This window comes from Oleiphilus sp. HI0080 (assembly GCF_001635135.1).
Map to the genome: position 1 here is coordinate 1 of NZ_LWFU01000639.1, position 1,712 is coordinate 1,712.

Here is a 1,712-nt window from a genome sequence, read left to right on the forward strand (position 1 = left end):
TGATAAGCGCTGTTGCAAGCGAGAGTGGTGGATTTCTCAATGGCTGGGTCGATTGGAACCAAGATGGAGTGTTTGATTCCGCTGAGCAAATAGTAACTGACGAACCGCTTGCTAGCGGACAAAATTCGATCTCTTATACGATTCCCGTGTGGGCAAAAGAGGGAGGCACTTGGGCAAGATTTAGGTTGAGCAGCGTGGCTTCAATAGGCCCGGCAGGTGGTGTCTCTGATGGAGAGGTGGAAGATTATCCCATACAGGTGACAGGCGGAAATATCAGCGTCTCCTACTACCCGAGTGCCCAAGGGTTTACGACCATAGCATACGAGGATTTGTGGCCAATAGAGGGCGATTATGATCTGAATGATTTGCTGATGAATATGAGAATCGCAGAATATGCCATTGGTGATCAAATCATACGGGTAGAAATAGAGGGGCAAGTTGCTGCGATTGGGGCAGGGTTTAATAATGGATTTGCTATTCAGTTTCCATCTTTACCTCCTGGCTTGGTAAGAGAGCCAGATTTGGAGCTTGAGCTTAACGGCGTGAATGTAGATGGGCTGAGCTTGGAGGGTAATCAAACTTATGCGGTCGTCACAATTATGGAAAACGCTTGGTCAATGGTGAGCAGGGGTGAAGTCGACTGCGATTACTTTAGAACAGAGTTAGGATGCGGCTCAGCGATACGTCCAAGTTGGAAGCTGACCATGCCGCTTACGAATGGCGTGAGCAAAGCAGCATTTCCAGCACCACCCTATGATCCATTTATCTTTGCCACTCCCGGTACAACCCACAGTTCTATGGTGGACTCGGTTGTCGGCGGATACGCGGGCAAGCGATGGGAGGTGCACTTGAAAAACAACGCGCCAACGAACGCTCTGCATAGTGGTTTATTAAGCATCGGTGACGACACCTCCTCGATGTCCTTACAGCAATACTATCAAACCAGTAACGGGATGCCTTGGGCGATCGAGGTACCTAGTGATTGGAAGCACCCGCTCGAGAAAGTGGATATTCGTGACGCATATCCTCAATTTAAGGCGTTTGCAGAGTCTTCGGGAGCTGAACAGACGGATTGGTTTCTTGAGTCGAAAGCGCAATCAACCTTAATTTATGCAGATTAGATAGAGCGGAGCCGTATATGAACTCAAAGCATATAGACCTAAAATACATTAGATTATCTGGCATATTGCTAGCGTTGCTATTGTCCGCGTGCGCGCCAAGTGGTGGATCAAGCGATGACGCGAATGACACTAGCGCATTAGATGATAAAGGCGCAGAGGTGACGCAGCAAAACCTGGAAGTCGATCGGGATTTTGATTTGAGGTCGACTCAGGACCTGCAATTAACTGTGACCAATACAAATACTTCAGCGGGAGAGGGGTACTTATCTATTTGCCGCGCGAAGCAAGAGCAAGGCAATAATGTGATTGATTACGAAAACTGTCTGTTGCGCACGCGCTTGACGGAAGAAGTCTATATGACATCGCTGAAGCTGCCTGCTCACTACGACAAATTGTTCGCGGCATTGTGGATTTACGACGTTTCGATTCCACCCTCGATTTTGGAAATCTCTGAAGCTGAGTTAAAGTCAGGTGCGGCCTATCTGGCTCTTTAGACCTCTGAGTTCTATTTATAGATCTTCATCTAACCTTGCTGCAAACACCATGTAGATCAGAGTAGCGACAAGGTAATCAACATTTCAGACTCATAGG

The 1,712-nt window shown here is 47.7% G+C and carries 2 protein-coding genes; both read left to right on the top strand.

Annotation, left to right across the window (positions count from 1 at the left end; genetic code table 11):
• Positions 1–1,121 (top strand): LruC domain-containing protein (locus A3751_RS13965; RefSeq protein WP_197466355.1); only part of this gene is annotated, 1,121 nt, incomplete at its 5' end.
• 17 nt (positions 1,122–1,138) lie between these two features.
• Positions 1,139–1,615: a hypothetical protein gene (locus A3751_RS13970; RefSeq protein WP_068457154.1), complete on the top strand. Its 477-nt coding sequence runs from the start codon at positions 1,139–1,141 to the stop codon at positions 1,613–1,615.
• Positions 1,616–1,712 lie beyond the last annotated feature (97 nt).

Coding starts and splice junctions, on each gene's coding strand:
- A3751_RS13970 (WP_068457154.1), top strand. CDS start 1,139: ATGAACTCAAAGCATATAGACCTAAAATACATTAGATTATCTGGCATA.